Annotated in this window: 15 protein-coding genes; 10 read left to right on the top strand and 5 right to left on the bottom strand. The window is 70.2% G+C overall.

Annotation, left to right across the window (positions count from 1 at the left end; genetic code table 11):
* Positions 1–378 precede the first annotated feature (378 nt).
* The 3 genes from ACESK8_RS08840 to ACESK8_RS08830 all read left to right on the top strand — a co-directional run bounded on the left by ACESK8_RS08840 (position 379) and on the right by ACESK8_RS08830 (position 5706).
* Positions 379–1005 (top strand): gamma carbonic anhydrase family protein, encoded by a 627-nt coding sequence (locus tag ACESK8_RS08840; protein ID WP_372968239.1) that lies wholly within the window; start codon positions 379–381, stop codon positions 1003–1005.
* On the top strand, positions 1002–4121 hold the full coding sequence (locus ACESK8_RS08835) for an aminotransferase class III-fold pyridoxal phosphate-dependent enzyme (protein ID WP_372968238.1): 3120 nt from the start codon (positions 1002–1004) through the stop codon (positions 4119–4121). The genes ACESK8_RS08840 and ACESK8_RS08835 overlap by 4 nt, the downstream gene beginning before the upstream one ends.
* Positions 4122–4278: 157 nt before the next feature.
* Complete coding sequence (locus ACESK8_RS08830; RefSeq protein WP_372968237.1) at positions 4279–5706, top strand: APC family permease; 1428 nt, start codon at positions 4279–4281, stop codon at positions 5704–5706.
* Positions 5707–5808: 102 nt separating this feature from the next.
* On the opposite strand, the gene gdhA is transcribed toward ACESK8_RS08830, so the two are convergent.
* Positions 5809–7179, bottom strand: a complete 1371-nt coding sequence (gdhA, locus tag ACESK8_RS08825; RefSeq protein ID WP_372968236.1) for an NADP-specific glutamate dehydrogenase — start codon at positions 7177–7179, stop codon at positions 5809–5811.
* Positions 7180–7324: 145 nt separating this feature from the next.
* Positions 7325–10012 carry a phosphoenolpyruvate carboxylase gene (locus tag ACESK8_RS08820; RefSeq protein WP_372968235.1) on the bottom strand — a complete coding sequence of 896 codons (2688 nt, stop codon included), beginning with the start codon at positions 10010–10012 and terminating at the stop codon, positions 7325–7327.
* 88 nt (positions 10013–10100) lie between these two features.
* On the opposite strand from ACESK8_RS08820, the gene ACESK8_RS08815 reads away from it, so the two are divergent.
* From ACESK8_RS08815 to ACESK8_RS08800, 4 genes are all read left to right on the top strand, one after another.
* A complete protein-coding gene (locus ACESK8_RS08815; RefSeq protein WP_372968234.1) occupies positions 10101–11288 on the top strand; it encodes a Na+/H+ antiporter NhaA in 1188 nt (395 codons plus the stop codon).
* Positions 11288–11956: a MazG family protein gene (locus ACESK8_RS08810; protein WP_372968233.1), complete on the top strand. Its 669-nt coding sequence runs from the start codon at positions 11288–11290 to the stop codon at positions 11954–11956. Before ACESK8_RS08815 ends, ACESK8_RS08810 begins: the two co-directional genes overlap by 1 nt.
* A 65-nt stretch (positions 11957–12021) precedes the next feature.
* The gene (locus ACESK8_RS08805; protein WP_372968248.1) at positions 12022–13272 is read left to right on the top strand and encodes a histidine--tRNA ligase; all 1251 of its coding nucleotides are present in this window, start codon (positions 12022–12024) and stop codon (positions 13270–13272) included.
* A gap of 55 nt (positions 13273–13327) precedes the next feature.
* Complete coding sequence (locus ACESK8_RS08800) at positions 13328–14137, top strand: SGNH/GDSL hydrolase family protein (RefSeq protein WP_372968232.1); 810 nt, start codon at positions 13328–13330, stop codon at positions 14135–14137.
* On the opposite strand, the gene ACESK8_RS08795 is transcribed toward ACESK8_RS08800, so the two are convergent.
* Entirely contained in the window at positions 14106–14630 is a 525-nt protein-coding gene (locus ACESK8_RS08795; RefSeq protein WP_372968231.1) for a VOC family protein, read from the bottom strand. The genes ACESK8_RS08800 and ACESK8_RS08795 overlap by 32 nt on opposite strands.
* 90 nt (positions 14631–14720) lie before the next feature.
* On the opposite strand from ACESK8_RS08795, the gene ACESK8_RS08790 reads away from it, so the two are divergent.
* Positions 14721–15548 (top strand): helix-turn-helix domain-containing protein, encoded by an 828-nt coding sequence (locus tag ACESK8_RS08790; RefSeq protein ID WP_372968230.1) that lies wholly within the window; start codon positions 14721–14723, stop codon positions 15546–15548.
* Here the strand turns inward: ACESK8_RS08790 and ACESK8_RS08785 are convergent, their stop codons facing one another.
* Both ACESK8_RS08785 and ACESK8_RS08780 read right to left on the bottom strand, forming a co-directional pair.
* On the bottom strand, positions 15549–16775 hold the full coding sequence (locus tag ACESK8_RS08785) for an APC family permease (protein ID WP_372968229.1): 1227 nt from the start codon (positions 16773–16775) through the stop codon (positions 15549–15551).
* Between the two features lie 104 nt (positions 16776–16879).
* Positions 16880–17350, bottom strand: a complete 471-nt coding sequence (locus ACESK8_RS08780; protein WP_372968228.1) for a DUF4442 domain-containing protein — start codon at positions 17348–17350, stop codon at positions 16880–16882.
* 99 nt (positions 17351–17449) lie between these two features.
* Here ACESK8_RS08780 and ACESK8_RS08775 point away from each other — a divergent pair, with 99 nt between their 5' ends.
* Positions 17450–17800: a GntR family transcriptional regulator gene (locus ACESK8_RS08775; protein WP_060928725.1), complete on the top strand. Its 351-nt coding sequence runs from the start codon at positions 17450–17452 to the stop codon at positions 17798–17800.
* Complete coding sequence (locus ACESK8_RS08770; RefSeq protein WP_372968227.1) at positions 17797–18816, top strand: hypothetical protein; 1020 nt, start codon at positions 17797–17799, stop codon at positions 18814–18816. The genes ACESK8_RS08775 and ACESK8_RS08770 overlap by 4 nt, the downstream gene beginning before the upstream one ends.
* The last annotated feature ends 22 nt before the right edge of the window (positions 18817–18838 follow it).

Below are 18838 nucleotides of genomic sequence, written 5' to 3'. Positions count from 1 at the left end.
TCGGAGCATCCCCTCGACACGCCGACGTTCGCGCGGATGCCGCGGCGCGCCGCCCGGCGTATCCGAAGCTGTGCCCGGTGCGGGGAGTCGGAAGGGGAGTCGGAAGGGGAGTCGGGCGGGGAGTCGGCAGCTGTCGCCATGTTCCGTCGACGGTGGGCACAGCTTCGGAGCATCCCTTCGACACGCGGACGTTCGAGCGGATGCCGCGGCGCGCCGCCCGGCGTATCCGAAGCTGTGCCCGGTGCGGGGAGTCGGAAGGGGAGTCGGGCGGGGGGAGTCGGCGGGGAGTCGGGAGGGAGTCGGCAGGAGGGGGAGGGGGACAGGAAGGAGACAGAGGGACGTGTGCGCACGGCGCGCTCGCCGCACTACGCTGGCGTCATGTTGTACGAGCACCTCGGGGCTCGCCCCCGGATCCATGACACCGCCGTCGTCGCTCCCACCGCCGTGATCTCCGGCGATGTCGAGATCGGCCCCGGCTGCCAAGTGCTGCACGGCGCCGTGATCACCGCGGAAGGCGGCCCGATCGTGATCGGCGCGCACGTGATCGTGATGGAGAACGCGCTCATCCGCGCGACCGCTGCGAACGCGGTGCACATCGGATCCCATACCCTCGTCGGCACTCTCGCGAGCATCGCCGGCGCGACCGTCGGCGAAGAGGTGTTCTTCGCCTCGGGTGCCCGCATCTTCAACGGGGCGCTGGTGGGCGACCGATGCGAGGTGCGGGTGAACGCGATCGTGCACCGGCGCGCGGTGCTGCCCTCCGGCACGGTGGTGCCGATCGGCTGGGTCGCCGTCGGTGACCCGGTGCAGCTGCTCTCGCCCGACAGGGAGGCCGAGATCTCGGCCGCTCAACCGGAACTCGACTTCCCCGGGCACGTGTTCGGCGTCGACCGGGACACTCCTGACCTGATGGTCCAGCTGACCGAGCGCTACGGCAGCTCGCTGGCCCGGCATGCCGCCGACGTACCCCTCGACCACGACGGCCGCGCGGCGGGCCGAGGGTGAGCGCGGACACCGGACTCGTCCGACCCGATGTCAGCACGGCCGACGCCGCGCTGATCGCACGGGAGTGCTACGGCATCGACGCTGTGGCGAGCGAGCTCGGCAGCAACCAGGACCGCAATTTCGTGCTCGTCGAGGAGGACGGGTCGCGCAGCGTGCTGCGGGTGGACAATCCGGTATTCGGCGACGACGCGCGTGATGCGCAGCACCAGGCACTCGACGCGTACCGGGCAGCCGGGGTTCCGGTTCCCGCGGTGCTCCCCGGCCTCGACGGAGCGCTGACCCAACGATGGCGCGGTTTCGCCGTTCGTCGCAGCGAATTCGCCGAGGGGGAGCCGCTGGTGGATGCCGGGTACCTCGCCCCCGTCGTGCTCGCCGAGTTCGGCACTCTGGCCGCCGCGTCCGTGAACGCGCTCGCCGGGCTGACGCATCCGGGTCTCGATCGCGAGCAGATGTGGGATATGCGGGTCGCGTACCCGCAGACGACCGCCCTCGCCCCCGCCATCACCGACGCGGAACTGCGCTCGCGGGTGCGCGCGGCGGCGGACGAGGCGCAGGCGGCGCTGTCGGGCGTCGCCCCGGCGCTGCCGATCCAGCCGATCCACGGCGATCTCACCGACGACAACGTCACCGGACGTCGTGGGGCCGACACCCGGCTGCATCCGCACATCGTGCTCGATCTCGGGGACCTGGGAACCGGGTGGCGGGTGGCGGAGCTCGCGGTGTGCGTCTCGTCGATGCTGCATCACGAACCGGATCGCCCGCTGCGGGGGCTCGAGACCATCGCCGCCTTCCACGCCGACGCTCCGCTGACGCGCGAGGAGGCTCTGGCAGTGTGGCCTCTCGTCGTGCTGCGGGCAGCCCTCCTCGTCGCCAGCGGCTGGCGGCAGCTCGACATCGACGGCGACAACGACTACGCCAGGGAGCGGATCGAGGGGGAGCAGGCGATCTTCGACGCAGCCACCGCGCTGCCGCTTGTCGAGGCGACCGAGCATGTGCTGGCAAGGCTCGGGTTCGATTCCGCGGAGTTCGATCCGTTCGCGGCCGACGCGGCCGACGCGTCCGACGCGTCCGACGCTGCGGACGAGGGGCCGCCCTCCGCTGCGTCCGATCCCGAGATTCAGAGGCCGAGCGGGTCAGCACCGGACGAGCCGGCGCCGGACGATTCCGTCGCAGGCGTGCCGGCTGTGGGCGAGTCGGCGGCGGACGACGCCCGGTTCGCGCTCTCGACGCTGCTCCCGGACCTCGACGGTCGAGTCGTCGTCGTCGACCCCGGTGTCGAAGCCGAGGGACTGGACGCCGGTCGCTGGGCGGATCCGGACGCCGAGTCGCATCTGGTGGCCAGGGCTCACGCGCAGGGTGCGCGTGCGGCCGTCGTGCCCTACGGGGTGTTCCGGCTCACCCGCACGACGGTCGACACCGCGAGCGCGGCAGCGACCTGGCCGGTCGAGACCGAGCTGCATGTCGCTCCTGGCCCGTCGTCGCGAATGATCGCACCGGTCGCGGGGGAGCTGAAGATCACCGAGGGAGGGGTGCGCATCGCCCTCGACGGCGGATGGCGGCTCGAGCTCCGTGGCGCGGACATCGAGCCGAGTCGCAGCGGACGTGTCGAGAGGGGCGAGAGCATCGGCAGACTCGCCGCATCCTTCGAGAACCGGACGATCGTCATCGGAGTGAGACGAGCGGATGCTCCCTCGCTCGCCACCCCCGCGCCCGATGCGACGATCACCGCGCAGCTCGTGGTCCCGGAACGTGTTGCTGCCTGGCGTCGCTTCACGGCTGATCCCGCTCCGCTCCTCGGTCTCGGCACTCGGGTCCAGTCGGACGAGGCGGACGAGGAGCTCCGCCGCCGGGACCGGATCTTCGCCGAGGCCCAGGAGCGGTACTACGAGCAGCCGCCTCAGATCGAGCGCGGCTGGCGGCACCACCTGATCGACACGACCGGTCGCAGCTACATCGACATGGTCAACAACGTCGCCGGGCTCGGCCACGCTCATCCCGGGGTCGCCAGCGCGGCCGCGCGACAGCTGCGGACACTCGCGACGAACTCGCGATTCCTGTTCCGCGACCTCGCCGAGTACAGCGAACGACTCGTCGCTCTGATGCCGGAGGGCTCGGGGCTCGACACGGTGCTGCTGGTGAACAGCGGATCCGAGGCCGTGGATCTCGCGATCCGCCTGGCCCAGGCCGCGACCGGGAGGAGGACCGTGATCGCGCTCCGTGAGGCGTACCACGGGTGGACCATGGCGAGCGATGCGGTCACCACCAGCGCCTATGACAATCCGCACGCGCTGGACACCAGACCCGACTGGGTGCATGTCGCCGACGTGCCCAATCCCTTCCGGGGCACATATCGCGGCGACGACACGGCCGCGCAGTACCTTGCGGACCTCTCGAGCGACCTCGACATGCTCGGTGCGGCGGGGAGGAATCCGGCCGCCTTCCTCTGCGAGTCGATCCTGGGCAACGCGGGCGGCGTGGTGCTGCCGCACGGGTATCTCGCCGGCGCATACCACCGGGTGCGCGAGAGCGGCGGCCTCTGTATCGCCGACGAGGTGCAGGTGGGCTTCGGTCGCATGGGATCGTCGTTCTGGGGTTTCGAGCAATCGGGTGTCGTGCCCGACATCGTCACGATCGCGAAGCCCATGGGCAACGGCTATCCCATCGGCGCCGTGATCACGTCGCGGAGGATCGCCGATGCCCTGAGCGCCCAGGGGCAGTTCTTCTCCTCGGCCGGCGGCAGCACACTGAGCTGCGCGGTCGGCCTGGCGGTGCTCGACGCGATGGTCGACGAAGACCTGCAGCGCAACGCGCTCGAGGTGGGCGGTCACCTCGCCGAGCAGCTGCGCGCGCTGGCGCAGCGGCATCCGCTCATCGGACCGATCCACGGAGCCGGCCTCTATCTCGGCGTCGAGCTCGTGCGCGACCACGAGACGATGGAGCCCGCGGATGCAGAGGCGGCGGCGATCTGCGAGCGGATGCGCGAGCTCGGCGTCATCGTCCTGACGACCAGCGAGCGCTCGAACGTGCTGAAGGTCAAGCCGCCGCTGTGCCTCACGCCACAGAGCGCCGACCAGGTCGTCGCGATGCTCGACCGCGTGCTGAGCGAGGGCTGGTGATCGACGGTCGGCTTCGAATCGCGCGTCGAGCAGGCATGTTAAAAGCGTATTTCGAATCAGATCCGCTCTTCCGCTGACGAAACTCCCGGGTACATACTGAGCGTCAGCGTCGGACTGCCCGAGGTCCGACCCGTGCGCTTTTCCCGAAGGAGTACACATGGCGATGAAGACGAAGCCGCTCGCACAGGGTGGCGGAACCCTCAGGCGCAACCTCGGCCTGTGGGCGATCGTGGGCCTCGGCCTCGGCTACATGACGCCCACCGTGGTGTTCGACACGTTCGGCATGGTCGCCCGCGACACGGACAATGTCGTCCCCGCCGCGTACCTCGTCGCCCTCGTGGTCATGGTCTTCACGGCCATCAGCTACGGCAAGATCTCCAGCGCCATCCCGAGTGCGGGTTCGGCGTACACCTACGTCCGCGAATCGATCCACCCCAACCTCGGGTTCATGGTCGGCTGGACCTCGCTCATCGACTACGTGCTGCTGCCGATGGTGAACTGCCTCATCATCCGCAGCTACCTCGAGGCGCTGTTCCCCGACATCCCGGGCTGGATCTGGGTCGTCCTGTACTGCATCCTCGTCACGAGCATCATCTACATGACCATGCGCGGCACCTCGAATCTCAACATGATCCTGCTGGTGTTCTCGATCGTGGTGATGGTCGTCTTCGTGATCCTGGTGGTCGCCCAGCTGCTGCGCGGCGAAGGCGCCTCGACCATCGCCTCGGCGGCACCGTTCATCCACGACGGTGCCACGATGAGCGCGGTGCTCATGGGAGCCACGATCGTCTGCTTCTCGTTCATCGGATTCGACGCGGTCACCATGTACGCGGAGGAGGCGAAGGATCCCAAGGTGATGCCGAAGGCGATCCTCCTGACCGTGCTGCTCGGCGGCGCGATCTTCCTGACCGCCGCGTACGTCACCCAGCTCCGCTTCCCGGACTGGAACGAGTTCGCCCCTGGTGGCGACATGCAGTACGTCGAGGACTCGACGCTGCCGGTCATCGGCGAGCTCGTCGGCGGCAACGTGCTCATGGCGGTCCTCACGGCCGCAGGATTCTGCGCGACGCTCGCCTCGGGGCTCGCCTCGCATGCGTCGGTGTCGCGGATGCTGCTCGTGATGGGTCGGAACAACGTGCTGCCGCAGCGGGCATTCGGCTACATCAACCCCCGCACCCATACGCCCACGTTCAACATCGTGCTCGTCGGCGCCATCTCGCTGCTCGCGATCCCGTTCACGCTCGAGCTGATCGCGGCGTGGATCAACTACGGCGCTCTCATCGCCTTCACGTTCGTGAACATCTCCGTGATCGCATGGTTCGCCATCCGGAAGGGGATGCGCAGGACTCCCCGCGAGATCTTCAGCTACATCGTCATGCCCGGCATCGGAATGCTGCTCACCGGCCTGCTCTGGGCGAACCTGCACAGCGACGCGTTGACGGGCGGGCTCATCTGGACCGCGCTCGGCGTGATCTACCTCGCGATCATCACGAAGGGGTTCCGGAAGAAGGTCGTCGCGTTCGATGAGAACCAGGCGGTCACCGGCTTCAACAAGGTCGTCAAGGTGCCGGTCGACGAGATCTGAGACACTGGCATGCGGAAGAGCCGCCTACCTGGGGAGGGAGGCGGCTCTTTCTCTCATGTACCAGCGTTCGCGAGGGTCTGTCGCAGCGACGGGCTTCGCGTTTCAGATGACGCCCTGAGCGAGCATCGCGCCGGCGACACGCTCGAAGCCCGCGATGTTGGCTCCGGCGACGTAGTCGCCCGCGACGTCGTACCGCTCGGCCGCCTCGAACGCGGCGCTGTGGATGTCGGCCATGATCTCACGCAGCTTGTTCTCGCTCGCCTCGAAGCTCCAGCGCTGGCGGGAGGCGTTCTGACTCATCTCCAGGGCGGAGGTCGCCACACCGCCGGCATTCGCCGCCTTGCCCGGCGCGAACAGCACTCCTGCGTTCTGGAACGCGTCGATCGCGCCGGGGACACAGGGCATGTTCGCCCCCTCGGAGACCGCGCGCACACCGTTCGCGATAAGCGCCTCGGCGCCGGCGAGGTCGAGCTCGTTCTGCGTGGCCGAGGGCACGGCGATGTCGACCGGCACCTCCCAGACGCTGCCGCCCTCGACGAAACGCGCGCTCGGCCGACGGTTCGCATACTCGACGATACGGGCGCGTTCGACCTCCTTGATCTGGCGCAGCAGATCGACGTCGATACCGGCGTCGTCGACGACGTAGCCGGAGGAGTCGGAGGCCGTCACGGCCGTGCCACCGAGCTGCGATGCCTTCTGGATCGCGTAGATCGCGACGTTGCCGGATCCGGACACCCCGACGCGCTTGCCGTCGAGCGAGTCGCCGTGCACGCCGAGCATCTCCTGGGCGAAGAAGACCGCGCCGTAGCCGGTGGCCTCGGTGCGCACCTCCGCGCCGCCCCAGCCCGTGCCCTTGCCGGTGAACATGCCCGATTCGTGGCGGTTCGTGATCTTGCGATACTGGCCGAACAGGTAGCCGATCTCGCGTCCGCCGACACCGATGTCTCCGGCCGGCACGTCGGTGTGCTCCCCGAGGTGGCGGTACAGCTCGCTCATGAACGACTGGCAGAAGCGCATGATCTCGGCATCCGACCGGCCGTGCGGGTCGAAGTCCGAGCCGCCCTTGCCTCCGCCGATGCCCTGCCCGGTGAGGGCGTTCTTGAAGATCTGCTCGAAGCCGAGGAACTTGATGATCGACAGGTTGACCGAAGGGTGGAACCGGAGGCCGCCCTTGTAGGGACCCAGGACGGACGAGAACTGGATGCGGTAGCCGCGGTTGACCTGCAGGCGTCCGGAGTCGTCGACCCACGGCACGCGGAACAGGATCTGACGCTCCGGCTCGACGAGTCGCTCCAGGATGCCGCCGTCTACGAACTGCGGAGTGCGCTCCAGCACCGGGGCGATCGAGTTCAGGACCTCGTGCACGGCCTGCTGGAACTCGGGCTCGTGCGGGCTGCGCGTGAGCACCGTGTCGAAGACGGGCTGCACGGTCGCAGGGAGCGGATGGAAGTCGGCGGTAGACGAAGAGGTCACGCGGGGGCTTTCTGATCGGGGAGGATGCTGCGTGCGATCGTGTCGCGTGAAGGGCGCCGGATACGGCGGAGTTTTCACTCTAGCGGGCGCGCCGAGGTGAGGTTTCTCACCCCGGCGCTGCGCGGTCAGACGGTTCGGAGGGGCGTCATCCGGTGTTCTGCAGGCCGGCGGCGACGCCGCTCACCGAGAGCAGCAGGAGTCGTCGTTGCTCGTCGTCCGCGCCCGAGCCGGTCGCGGCAGCGGGGTCGCGCAGCGCTCGGAGCGCGCGCAGCTGCAGCAGGGAGAGCGCGTCGACGTACGGCGTGCGCAGCTGCACCGCGCGCTGCAGGATCGGCTTGTTCTCCAGCAGTCCGACACCTCCGGTGAGGCGGATCACCCACTCGCGCGTCAGCGTCATCTCGTCGAGCACGAGCTGGGCGAGGTCGTCGCGGTCGCCCAACGCGAGATACTGACGGGCGATGCGCTCGTCGGTCTTGGCGAGGCTCATCGCGACGTTGTCGATCATGGTGCGCAGCAGGGGCCAGTCGCGGTATGCCTCGATGAGACGAGCCTCGTCGCCGACGGCCGCGAGCGCCGTGCCGAGACCGAACCAGCCGGCGAGGTTGATGCGCGCCTGGGTCCAGGCGAACACCCACGGGATCGCGCGGAGATCCTCCAGCGATTCGACCGACAGGCCGCGGCGCGCGGGGCGGGATCCGAGTGCGAGCAGACCGATCTCCTCCATCGGCGTGACCGTGGCGAACCAGGGCGCGAAGCCCTCGGCCTTCACCAGCGAGAAGAAGCGCTCGCGCGAGGAGCGGTCCATCACCGAGGCGATGTCGGCGAATCGGGCGGCCGCCTCGCTGGTGTGCTTCTCCACCGTCGGCGACGACGCGAGCAGCGTCGCTGCGGCGACCTGATCGATGTGACGCATCGCGATCGCGGGCTCGCCGTAGCGGGCGAAGATGACCTCGCCCTGCTCGGTGAGTTTGAAGCGGCCGTCGACCGAGTGCGGCGGCTGCGCGAGGATCGCCGAGTTCGCGGGTCCGCCGCCGCGACCGAGGGCACCGCCACGGCCGTGGAACAGCGTCAGCTCGATGTCCGACTCCTGCGCCCACAGCGCGATCTTCTCCTGGGCCTCGTAGAGGGCGAGGTTGGCGGCGACGGGGCCGACGTCCTTCGACGAGTCGGAGTAGCCGAGCATGACCTCGAGGCGGTTGCCGGTCGCGGCCATCCGCTCCCGGAACTCCGGGAAGGTGACCGCCTCGGCGAGGATGCCAGGGGCCGCCTGCAGGTCGGCGAAGGTCTCGAACAGGGGGACGACGTCGAGTACCGGCGCATCGTCGCCGAGCGCGTGCCGCGCGAGGGCGTACACGTTCGCGAGGTCCGAGGCCGCCTGCGTGAACGACACGACGTAGCGACCGGCGGCGCGCAGGCCGCGGTCGCGCTGGATGTCGGCGATCGCGCGGAAGACCTCAAGGACCTCCTCGGTCTGAGCGCTGATCGCCTCGCCGGAGGACAGCTCCGCGAGGGCCTTCGCGTGCACCTGTGAGTGCTGGCGCACCTCGAGCTCGGTCAGGTGGAAGCCGTAGGTCTCGACCTGCCAGATCAGGTGCTGCACGCCACCGAACGCGTGGCGCTTCGCGCCGGCATCCGCCAGGGACGACTGCACGGTGCGGAGGTCGTCGAGCAGCTCCTCGGGACGCGAGTAGCGCTGCTCGTCTCCACGGCGGGTGGCCGCGACCCGGTGGGCGAGCGCCAGCAGCACGCGACGATGGGGCTCGCCGGGGGAGCGGGCACCGAGCTCCTCCGCGGTGCGCGGCTCGGCCGTGACGAAACTCTCCCACAGCGCCGAGACGGCAGCGCTGGGCGGCGTGTCCTCGGCGTCGAGGGTGAGCGTGCGGCCGATGCGCTCCAGCGCCCGCTCCAGGCCGCGCAAGACGTGGTCCGAGGCGATCTGCGAGGCTTCCCGCGTCACGGATGCGGTGACGAACGGGTTGCCGTCGCGGTCGCCGCCGACCCACGAGCCGATGCGGACGAAGGCGGGCACGACCGGCGCGGTGGAGCCCGAGTCGTCACCGCGCAGCGCGTCGTCGATGCGACGGTAGACGTGCGGCACAGTCGTGAAGAGCGTCTCGTCGAACACGCCCATGACCGTGCGGACCTCGTCTGTCGGTGACGGCTTCTGAGCGCGCAGGGGAGCGGTGCGCCACAGGGTGTCGATCTCCTCCAGCATCCGGCGCCGAGCGCGGTGCTGCTCCGACCCGCCCTCGCTGGCCGCATCGTGCTGGGTGAGCAGCTCGGACAGGCGTCGGATGCTCGACGACACCGCCCGGCGACGCGCCTCGGTGGGGTGTGCGGTGAAGACCGGGTGGAAGCGCAGACCCTCCAGGCGCCGACGGGCCTCGTCGTCGCCGACCTCGGTCTTCAGCCGCGCGTATGCCGACGCGACCGTGTCCGCTGCATCCTCGCGCCCCGGCTGTCCTGCGCGCTCGCGGAGCACGCGCACACGCTGGTGCTCCTCGGCGAGGTTCACGAGGTGGAAGTAGCAGGTGAAGGCCCGGGCGACCTCGTCGGCACGCTCAATGCTGAACGACTCGGCGATCGCGGCCGCACGCTCGAACGCGTCGGACGTCTCTTCGTCGTAGGCCTGGATGGTCGCCAGACGCAGTCGCTCGACGTCCGCGAAGAGGTCGTCTCCGCCCGCCTCGCGCAGAACCTGGCCGAGGAGGGCGCCGAGCATCCTGACGTCGGAGCGCATCGCATCCGGGATGCCGCGGCCCGCTTCGAAACGGCCGATGATGCGGATGGCCGAGGTGTCGGTGGGCTCGGGGAAGGCGTGTTCGGGGGTCACGGTTCGAGAGTATCCCGGCTCGGGGTCGTGCTCCGAACGCATGACGATCCGAGACGATCCGGCACCGCCGCGAACTACGATGGACGGGATGCGAATCTCCGCGAACCCCCTCCGTGGCCAGCAGTTCCCCGCTGTCCTGCTGCTCGTCGCGGCTGGACTGGGTCTTCTTCTGGCCAATCTCCCCTCGCACGACGCGCTCGCGGCGGTGCTCGATCTGCACATCGCAGTGCCGGGAACCGCGCTGGATCTGTCGATCGAGCACTGGGTGTCCGACGGCCTGCTCGCAATCTTCTTCCTCGTCGTCGCGATCGAGCTGCGGCACGAGCTGACCCACGGCGAGCTCGACTCGCCCCGCAAAGCCGTGCAGCCGGCGATCGCCGCGGCCGGCGGTGTGCTGGTGCCGATCGCCGTCTACCTCCTCATCGCCGGGGACTCGGCCACCGCAACGGGCTGGCCGATCCCGACGGCCACCGACATCGCATTCGCCCTCGGCGTGCTGGCGATGTTCGGACGGGGGCTGCCCTCGAACGTGCGGGTCTTCCTGCTGGCGCTCGCGATCCTCGACGACATCATCGGCATCATCTTCATCGCCGTCCTGTTCGCGCACGACGTGCAGTGGCTCTATCTGGTGCTCGCGGTCGTCGCGGTCGCGGTCTTCTGGCTGCTCAGCAGGCTGCTGCACGCGAAGGGCCACCCGGCCGTCGCGGTCGCGATGGTCGTCGTCGGCATTGCGGCGTGGGGACTCGTCGCCTCGTCCGGTATCCACGCCACGATCGCGGGCGTCATGCTCGGACTCGTGATGGCGCCCGTTCCTGCCGCCCGCACCCGACATATCCTCGAACCCACCGTCAACGGCGTGATCCTGCCGGTGTTCGCCTTCGTCGCGGCGTTCGTCGTGATCCCGGCGCTGGCGCCGTCCGAGCTGTCGCCCGCCTTCTGGGGGATCGTGGTGGCGCTGCCGGTCGGCAAGATCATCGGCATCTCGGTGTTCGGCTGGCTCGCGATGCGCATCCGTCCGCGGGGAGCGGCACCCGCCCTGCCCTTCGCCGACATCCTCGCCGCCGGCGCGTTGGGCGGGATCGGCTTCACGGTCTCGCTGTTGCTGGCGAACCTCGCGTTCGCCGGTGACGGCACCATCCGCGACCAGGCGATCCTCGGCGTGCTGGTCGGCTCCTTCCTCGCCCTGCTCCTCTCGGGCGTGATCGTGTCGCTGCGCGCCCGGCACTATCGGCGTCTCGGCGTCGCAGCACCGTCAGCACCGGCTGAGGCGAGCTGATGTCGGAGGAGGCCGCCGCGGATCCGCTGCGCGCGGCAGCGGAGACCATGCATGAGGTGCGCGAGCGCTGCGTCTGGTCTCAGCAGATCACCCATCGTGACCTCGTGCCGTACCTGATCGAGGAATCCCACGAGGTCATCGATGCGGTCGAGAACGGTTCGCGCGCCGACCTCCGCGAAGAGCTCGGCGACCTGCTGTGGCAGGTCCTCTTCCACGCGGCGATCGCGGCGCAGGACCCAGACGATCCGTTCGACATCGACGACGTCGCGGCGACGTTGACCGAGAAGATGGTGCGTCGGCATCCGCACGTCTTCGCCGGGGAGGTGGCGAACACCCCCGAGGAGGTGCTCGTGCACTGGAACGCCGCGAAAGCGGCGGAGAAGCGCACGAGACGCAGCGTGCTCGACGGCATCCCCCGAGGGATGCCCGCGATCGCCCTCGCCCAGAAGCTCGTCGGCCGCGCTGCCGGTGTCGGTGCGGTCGCCGCGCCCGCACCGGGCATCGTCGAGCCGGCCGCCTCTGCTCCCGCGACCGAGCAGGAGCTCGGAGACGCCCTGCTGGGGCTCGTCGCTCTGGCCGGGGCACGCGGCTGGGATGCCGAACGGGCGCTGCGCGAGAGGCTGCGCGCCCTCGAGGACGAGGTCCGCGAGGCCGAATCCGGTCGGTGACGCCACGACGGGCCCCGCCGACCTGGAAGGATGGAGGGGTGGCTACTGTGAACCCGCCGCGCGGCATGCGCGACATCCTCCCCGCCGACAAGGCCCGCCGTGAGCGCGTCCTCTCCGTCATCCGCGACCGTTACCGTGCGCACGGCTTCGACGAGATCGAGACCCCGGCGCTCGAGGAGTACTCGCGGCTGCACGCCGGCATCGGCGGGGACAACGAGAAGCTCGCCTACAACGTGCTGCGACGCGGCCTGGATGCCGAGGCGATCCGCGCCGCGGCGGACGATCAGGGTGCCCTCGCCGATCTCGGCCTGCGTTACGACCTCACCGTCCCGCTCGCACGCTTCTACGCGAGCAACCGCGGTCAGCTCCCCGGGGTGTTCCGCTCGATCCAGATCGGTCCGGTCTGGCGTGCCGAACGCCCGCAGAAGGGCCGCTACCGCCAGTTCGTCCAGTGCGACATCGACATCATCGGCGACGACTCCTCGCGCGCCGAGGCCGAGCTGATGGTCGCCTCCCTCGACGCGGTGGATGCCCTCGGGCTCGAGGGGGCGAGCGTGCGGATCAACGATCGGCGCGTGCTGGAGTGGATGCTCGACAGCTTCGGGTTCTCCGCCGAGGAGCGGCCGGGCGTGCTCATCACGATCGACAAACTCGACAAGATCGGCCCGGGCGGCGTCGCCGCCGAGCTGCGCGAGCGGGGCGCGGATGCTGCGGCCGTCGACGCGTTCGAGGCGTTCCTCACCCGTCCCCAGAGCGGGGAACGCACCGCCTTCGCCGAGGGGCAGATCCGCACGGCGCTGCCGGAGGGTGCGCCGGACGAGCTCGTCGGGCACCTGGTCGGCATCGGCGAGGCCGTCGCGGTGGGGCGCGCCTCCACCGACATCCCCCTCGTCTTCGATCCGTTCCTGGTGCGCGGCATGGGCTACTACACGGGCACGATCTTCGAGCTCGCCCACCCGTCGGTGTCGTATTCGCTGGGTGGCGGAGGCCGGTACGACGGCATGATCGGGCGCTTCCTCGGCCAGCAGGTGCCCGCGGTCGGCTTCTCGCTGGGATTCGAGCGCCTCGTCGACCTCGTGACCTCCGGAGCGGATGCCGGGGAGCGGGCCGTCGTGCTCATCCACGACGCCGACGTCCCGGTGGGCGAGCTGGTCTCGCACAAGGCGGCGCTCGTGGCGTCCGGCGCCAGAGTCCGGCTGGAGCGCCGGACGAAGAATGTGAAGGCGCTGCTGGAGCGCTCCGCCTCCGACGGGTACACGGAGTTCGCGACGGTCGCGGCCGGCACAGCGGACCTGCAGCTCAAGCCGCTCTCCTGAATTCCGTGCGGATGCCGTTCATCCGGCGTTCACACCGGTCGGGTCGAATCGGGGCATGAGTCGACCGCCTCTCGTCGCCGTCGTCACGATCGGTGCTGCCGTCACGGTGGCGCTCGGCATCCGGGCCGTCCTCACGCATCAGGCCGCCGTCGCTCGGCGACGTATCGGCAAGCCGTTGGGCGAGCAGTCGATCGACGCCGATCGGGTGTGGCGACGGTCGCTCGAGGGCGAGCCGATCGACCTGCTGGTGCTCGGTGATTCCGTGGCGGCGGGACTCGGCGCGGAGCGCCGCAAGGAGACTCTCGGAGGACGCCTCGCCAAGGGGCTCGGACGACGGATGCGCCGGCCGGTCCACCTGCGCACGGCGGCGGTCGTCGGCTCCGAATCACCGGACCTCGCCGCTCAGGTGGCGAGCCTGTCGACGGACTACGCCCCGCACGTGGCAGTCATCGTGGTCGGCGGGAACGACGTCACGCATCGCATCCCGATCCCGGTGTCCGTCCTGCACCTGCGCGAGACGATCCTGCAGCTGCGCGCCCGTGGCACGGAGGTGGTGGTCGGCACCTGCCCCGACCTCGGCGCCCTGCGGCCCGTACCGCAACCGCTGCGGCGCCTGATCGCCAGCATGTCGCGGAGGCTGGCGGAGGCCCAGGCGGAGGCCGCTCACGCCTCCGGCGCGCATCCGGTCGATCTGCGCCGAGCCGTCGGTCCGCTGTTCTTCGACGACCCGGACGCGATGTTCAGCCTCGACCGCTTCCATCCCAGTCCGCTGGGCTACCGGCGCACCGCCGAGGTGCTGCTGCCGGCGGTGTGCGCGGCCGCGGAGCGCGCCCTCAGTTCGCGCCGTCCGTCGGCTGCGAGGTGAAGGACGCGGCCCACTCGGCGACCCGTCGCGCGCTCTCCTCGTCGGACAGATCCTCGACCCGCGTCATGACCGACCAGCGCACGCCGAAGGGGTCGCGGATGCTGGCGAAGCGGTCTCCCGACACGAAGTCGGACGGCGCCTCGCGCACGATGGCGCCGGCAGCGACCGCACGCTCCACGACGGAGTCGACGTCGGACACGTACAGCCCGAGCGAATAGCAGTCGTCATCGCCCTGCGGAGCGGCGACGAGGTGGTACTCGGGGCTCGGCTCTCCCAGCTGCAGTCTGCCGAGGCCGAAGTCGAGGTCGGCGTGCGCGACGACGTCACCGAACTCGGTCACGTCGACGACCGTCGCGCCGAAGACGTCGCGGTAGAAGTCGATGGCGTCTCGCGCCCGGGGTATCGCCAGGAAGGGAGTCAGCGAGGTGGCGCTGTGCGGGCGTCCGTCCGTGGTGTGCTCGCCGGTCACGCCGGCGGTGTTCTGAGTGCTCATGACGCCACGCTACGGAGCCGCTCGTCGTGCGCGCTTGAACTCCTGCGACAGAGTCGGAGCGACGTCGGCCGACAGGAATACGCTGGGGCGATGGTCAGTTCGACGCGCGGTGTGCTCTACCCCGCGAGGCTGCCCGAGTTCCATCGACTCCCGCCCACGGCGTCCGCTCGCGATCTCGCGGTGTGGTTCTGGATCCCGGAGTGGGATCTCGATGCCGGACGATCGTCGCGGCAGGAGATCGTGGGGTACCCGGCTCTGAATCTGGTGGTCGAGGGCGATTCCGTCATCCTCGCCGGCGCGACGACGAGGGCCACTCACCGCTACCTCCGGGGGAGCGGCTGGGCGGTCGGGGCGCTGCTGCGCCCTGCGGCCGTCGCGGCGCTGACCGACGACCCGAGCGCGATCGTCGACGGCTGGCAGTCCGTCGATGCCCCGCAGCTGGTGAGCGCGGTCGGAGCAGCCATGCACGCGACGGAGGGGAACACGACGGATGAGCGTCGGGAGCGTGCCGTCGCGGTCTTCTCGGACTGGCTCGCGGAGCGCGTGGGTCCGCTGTCCGATGCCTCGCATCAGGCGAACGCCCTCGTCGACGTGCTCCTGGGGACGGATGCCGCCGATTCCGTCGAGGAGGCGGCGAGCCGCCTCGCGGTGTCCGTGCGCACCCTCCAGCGTCTGGCGCATCGTCGCGTCGGCGTCTCACCCGCCGCGATGATCCGTCGCCGACGCCTGCAGGAGGCGGCCGAGCGGCTGCGCCTGGATCCAGGGCTCGATCTCGCACGGCTCGCCGCCGAGCTCGGGTACGCGGACCACGCGCACCTCACCCGCGATTTCCGGCACGTCCTCGGCATCGCGCCGCGGACGTACCGGGCGGAGGCAGCAGAAGCAGCGGGAGCAGTGGAAGGAGCGGTCGAGCGCTGATCAGCGCTCGAGTCGCAGTCGCGCCATCCGCACCAGCACCCCGGCGAGCACGACCGCCGTGCCGACGAGGGAGGCGAGCACCGGCAGGGTGTTGACGAGCAGGAGGCATCCGAGCGCTCCGACCACCTGCAGCGCCCGCGGATAGCGCCGGGCGGAGCCGTGCTGACGGAACGCCGCCGCATTCGCGATGAGGTAGTACAGCAGCACGCCGAAGGACGAGAAGCCGATGGCATCGCGGAGGTCGGCGACGAGCACGATCCCGACGATGATCACCGCGATCGTGATCTCGGCCCTCCGGGGCACCTGCCACCGCACGTCGATCCTCGCCAGGGAGCGCGGCAGGTCCCGCTCTCGGGACATGGCGAGCGTGGTGCGTCCGATGCCGGTGAGGAGGGCCAGCAGAGCGCCGAGGGATGCCGCCGCGGCGGCGATGCGCACCACCGGGGAGAGCCCGTCCCAGCCCGCCGCCGCGAGGACGTCGGCGAGCGGAGTGGACGTGGTCGACGCCGCTCCGCCCAGGGTCAGGACGACCGTGAGGGCGACGAGCGCATAGACGACGACCGCCCCGCCCAGGGCCAGCGCGATCGCACGCGGGATGGTCCGCGCGGGGTCGATGACCTCTTCGCCCATCGTCGCGATGCGCGCGTATCCGGCGAAGGCGAAGAACAGCAGCCCCGCACCCTGCAGCACGCCATAGGCATCCGCCGAGAGCAGCGGCGTGGGAGCGGCGGTGGCCGCCGTGCCGAGTCCGACGGCGACCACCACGGCGAGCCCGAGCAGCGAGCACACGACGAGCACTCGCGTGACGAGGGCCGTGCGGGTGACCCCGAAGCAGTTGACGACAGCGAGCAGCACCACGGCGGTGACGGCGACCGGGATCTGCCACCCGGGTGGTGCGGCGTAGGCGGCGAAGGTCATCGCCATCGCCGCGCAGCTCGCGATCTTGCCGATCACGAAGCTCCACCCGGCGACGAACCCCCACCAGGGGCCGATCTCCGCCCTGGCGTAGGCGTACGTGCCCCCGGCGACCGGATGCGCGGCGGCGAGCTGGGCCGAGGCCGTCGCGTTGCAGTAGGCGACCAGTGCGGCCACGGCCAGAGCGATCAGGATCCCCTGCCCTGCGGCCCCGACGGCGGGGCCCCACACAGAGAAGACGCCGGCGCCGATCATCGAGCCGAGGCCGATGGCGACGGCGTCGCCGAGTCTCAGGCGGCGGGCGAGGGGCATCCCGTCATCGTGCCATGCCGGGGTGAACGCTGCGTGTCGCCGTGCGCGCCCCAGCCCTTCGAGGAGAGCGGCCGCATCGCGCTCGGGCTCGTGCGGGGGATCGATCAGGCCCGCGCCGCGGTGACGCGCTGCTTCTCGCGGATGTAGACCTCGCGACGCACCTTCGCGACGACGTCGCCGTCGCGGTCGGTGATCACGGTCTCGAACCACTCCAGGACCTTCGCTCCGCCGTGCGCCCGTTCGCGGATCTCGGCCGCACGCTCGCGGCTGACCTCGAACTCGGCGGTGAGCACTCCGCGGCCGGGCTTCAGGAACTCGATCTCACCCCGGGTGTCCCACACCACGTAGTCGCGACCGAGCTGGTGCATCACGAGCATGAAGAAGTAGGGATCGGTCATCGCCGACATCGAGCCGCCGAACGCCGTTCTGACGTAGTTGCGGGTGAGGACGTTCACGTGGAGTTCGACGGTCGCGTGCGTCCAGTCGTCGCTGAATCGGCGGATGCGGATGCCGCTGCACAGATTGGGGATCCAGAGGCTCATGCCGATCGCGAGACGGCGAGGAGTGATGCGCATGAGGACAGTGTGGAGGAGGTGTCGACGCAGACAAAGGTTGATGGAGGGTTCGTACAGTTGTTATAGTTCTCGTAGAACTAGTAGAAAACCGAGGACCGGATGCTGATTCGCATCGACGCCGACAGCGCGCGCTCCCTCTTCGATCAGGTGGCGGCGTCCGTGCGAGCCGACATCCTCACCGGGCGCCTCGTGCCCGGCGACCGCCTGCCGCCTGCGCGAGAGGTCGCCGAGGCGCTCGAGATCAACGTCCACACGGTGCTCCGGGCCTATCAGCAACTCAGAGACGAGGGCCTCATCGACCTGCGTCGAGGCAGGGGAGCAGTCGTCTCCGCGTCCGCCGCACCGCTGGCGGAGCTCTCCCACGACATCGCCGCTCTCGTCGCACGCGCCGCATCCCTCGGCCTCTCACCCACGACCCTGGCCGCACTGATCAAGGAGACCGACGCATGACCCCCGACATCCGCCGAGCCCGCACCGCCTTCCTGTGGGTGGGGGTGATCGTCCCGCTCGCGCTGATCGTGCTCGCCGCCATCGTCGTGCTGTCATGGCTGCCCGGTCTGCCGGACCCCGCCGCCGTGCACTGGGGGCCCGACGGCGTCGACGGGTTCGGTCCGCGATGGACCCCGCTCGTGCTTCTCCTCGGCTTCGGGGGAGGGGCGGTGCTGCTCTTCGCGATCATCGCGTTCCTCGCACACCGCGGCTCGTCGCGGAACCGCACGAGCTCCCAGACCCAGCCGCGGTGGTCGGCGACGGCTCGACTGCTCGGAGCCGCGAGCCTCGGCATGGCCGGGGCGCTGTCCCTGGTCGCGGTAGTGACGACCTCCGTGCAGCGGGGGCTCGCCGATGCGGCAGACGCGCCCGACATCGCCGTGTGGATCCCGGCCTTCCTCGTCGTGCTGCTCGGACTCGGGATCCTCGGATGGTTCCTGCAGCCCACAGTGGCGTTCGCGGCTGAGGGCTCCGGTGCACCGGCGGCGCCGCTCGCCCTCGCCGACCACGAGCGCGCGGTCTGGATCAGGAGCGTGACGGTGGCCACCGGCGGTCAGGTCGTGCTCGGGGTCAGTGCGTTCGTCGTGATCGCGATGAGCGTGCTGCTGCTCGCGCAGGGCATCGCCGCCGGATGGATCGTCGCCGCCGTCGCGCTGGTGCTCGTCGCCCTGATCGCGACCGGTCTCGCGTTCCGGGTGCGGGCGAGTGCGGCCGGTCTCCGGGTGCGCTCCGTTGCGGGATGGCCGCGACTCGAGATCCCCGCCGCAGACATCGCCGCAGTGCGGGCGGTGCACGTGAATCCCTTCGCCGAATTCGGGGGATGGGGCTACCGCATCGGCACGGACGGCCGGCGAGGATTCGTGCTGCGCGAGGGCGACGCTCTCGAGGTGACGCGAACCGACGGCCGGGTGTTCGTCGTGACGGTCGACGACGCCGCCACCGCCGCCTCCGTGCTCGCCGCGGTCGCACCTCGCTGACCCCGGCATCCGACTCTCGACC

Origin of the sequence: Microbacterium sp. (assembly GCF_041641055.1) — a bacterium.
In the GTDB taxonomy this organism is placed as follows: Bacteria; Actinomycetota; Actinomycetes; order Actinomycetales; family Microbacteriaceae; genus Microbacterium.
The sequence above is the reverse complement of the archived record's forward strand: the minus strand, read 5'-3'. Positions and strand labels throughout refer to the sequence as shown.

Coding starts and splice junctions, on each gene's coding strand:
- ACESK8_RS08815 (WP_372968234.1), top strand. CDS start 10,101: ATGCGAATCTCCGCGAACCCCCTCCGTGGCCAGCAGTTCCCCGCTGTC.
- ACESK8_RS08790 (WP_372968230.1), top strand. CDS start 14,721: ATGGTCAGTTCGACGCGCGGTGTGCTCTACCCCGCGAGGCTGCCCGAG.
- ACESK8_RS08810 (WP_372968233.1), top strand. CDS start 11,288: ATGTCGGAGGAGGCCGCCGCGGATCCGCTGCGCGCGGCAGCGGAGACC.
- ACESK8_RS08840 (WP_372968239.1), top strand. CDS start 379: ATGTTGTACGAGCACCTCGGGGCTCGCCCCCGGATCCATGACACCGCC.
- ACESK8_RS08785 (WP_372968229.1), bottom strand. CDS start 16,775: ATGCCCCTCGCCCGCCGCCTGAGACTCGGCGACGCCGTCGCCATCGGC.
- ACESK8_RS08830 (WP_372968237.1), top strand. CDS start 4,279: ATGGCGATGAAGACGAAGCCGCTCGCACAGGGTGGCGGAACCCTCAGG.
- ACESK8_RS08780 (WP_372968228.1), bottom strand. CDS start 17,350: ATGCGCATCACTCCTCGCCGTCTCGCGATCGGCATGAGCCTCTGGATC.
- ACESK8_RS08775 (WP_060928725.1), top strand. CDS start 17,450: ATGCTGATTCGCATCGACGCCGACAGCGCGCGCTCCCTCTTCGATCAG.
- ACESK8_RS08800 (WP_372968232.1), top strand. CDS start 13,328: ATGAGTCGACCGCCTCTCGTCGCCGTCGTCACGATCGGTGCTGCCGTC.
- ACESK8_RS08795 (WP_372968231.1), bottom strand. CDS start 14,630: ATGAGCACTCAGAACACCGCCGGCGTGACCGGCGAGCACACCACGGAC.
- ACESK8_RS08770 (WP_372968227.1), top strand. CDS start 17,797: ATGACCCCCGACATCCGCCGAGCCCGCACCGCCTTCCTGTGGGTGGGG.
- ACESK8_RS08805 (WP_372968248.1), top strand. CDS start 12,022: ATGCGCGACATCCTCCCCGCCGACAAGGCCCGCCGTGAGCGCGTCCTC.